Origin of the sequence: Micromonospora sp. NPDC047467, from assembly GCF_040643095.1 — a bacterium.
In the GTDB taxonomy this organism is placed as follows: domain Bacteria; phylum Actinomycetota; class Actinomycetes; order Mycobacteriales; family Micromonosporaceae; genus Micromonospora.
In genome coordinates this window covers 1-1137 of sequence record NZ_JBEYTO010000039.1, presented here as the reverse complement: position 1 = coordinate 1137, position 1137 = coordinate 1, and the positions used below count along the sequence as shown (strand labels likewise).

Genomic DNA, 1137 nt, shown 5'->3' with positions numbered 1-1137 from the left:
CAGTGAGCTATTACGCTTTCTTTAAAGGGTGGCTGCTTCTAAGCCAACCTCCTGGCTGTCTGTGCCTTTCCACATCGTTCACCACTTAGCGATGAATTTGGGACCTTAGCTGTGGGTCTGGGTTGTTTCCCTTTTCACGACGGACGTTAGCACCCGCCGTGTGTCTCCCGGATAGTACGTACTGGTATTCGGAGTTTGCCATGGTTTGGTAAGTCGCAATGACCCCCTAGCCATAACAGTGCTCTACCCCCAGTAGTATTCGTCCGAGGCGCTACCTAAATAGCTTTCGAGGAGAACCAGCTATCTCCGGGTTCGATTAGCTTTTCACTCCTAATCACACCTCATCCCCTACCTTTGCAACGGGAGTGGGTTCGGGCCTCCAGTGCGTGTTACCGCACCTTCACCCTGGGCATGACTAGATCACCCGGTTTCGGGTCTACTGCCCGCGACTATGCGCCCTTATCAGACTCGGTTTCCCTTCGCCTCCCCTATACGGTTAAGCTTGCCACGAACAGTAAGTCGCTGACCCATTATACAAAAGGTACGCAGTCACTCCTTGCGGAGCTCCTACTGCTTGTACGCACACGGTTTCAGGATCTATTTCACTCCCTTCACCAGGGTTCTTTTCGCCTTTCCCTCACGGTACTGGTTCACTATCGGTCGGTCAGGAGTATTTAGCCTTGGAGGATGGTCCCCCCATATTCAGACAGGGTTTCTCGTGCCCCGCCCTACTCGATTTCATCGCATCAGCCCCTTCGCATACAGGGCTGTCACCTTCTACGGCGAACCTTTCCAGGTTCTTTTGCTGAAGCTGATGCAACTTAAGGGCTAGTCCCCGTTCGCTCGTCACTACTTAGGGAATCTCGGTTGATTTCTTTTCCTCCGGGTACTTAGATATTTCAGTTCTCCGGGTTCGCTTCCAGCAGCTATGTATTCACTGCAGGATACCTATTGCTAGGTGGGTTTCCCCATTCGGACATTACGGGATCAATGCTTGTTGCCAGCTCCCCCACGCTTTTCGCAGGCTGCCACGTCCTTCATCGCCTCTGACCGCCAAGGCATCCACCGTGTGCGCTTATTCGCTTGACCATATAACCCCAAGTTGCCTCGGAGCCATAGGGTTCGGGGGTACAAAGC

Annotated in this window: 1 rRNA gene; it reads right to left on the bottom strand. The window is 53.1% G+C overall.

Going from position 1 to position 1137, the window contains the following annotated elements:
• Positions 1 to 1089 (bottom strand): 23S ribosomal RNA (locus ABZ780_RS31770); the annotation flags it as partial.
• Positions 1090 to 1137 lie beyond the last annotated feature (48 nt).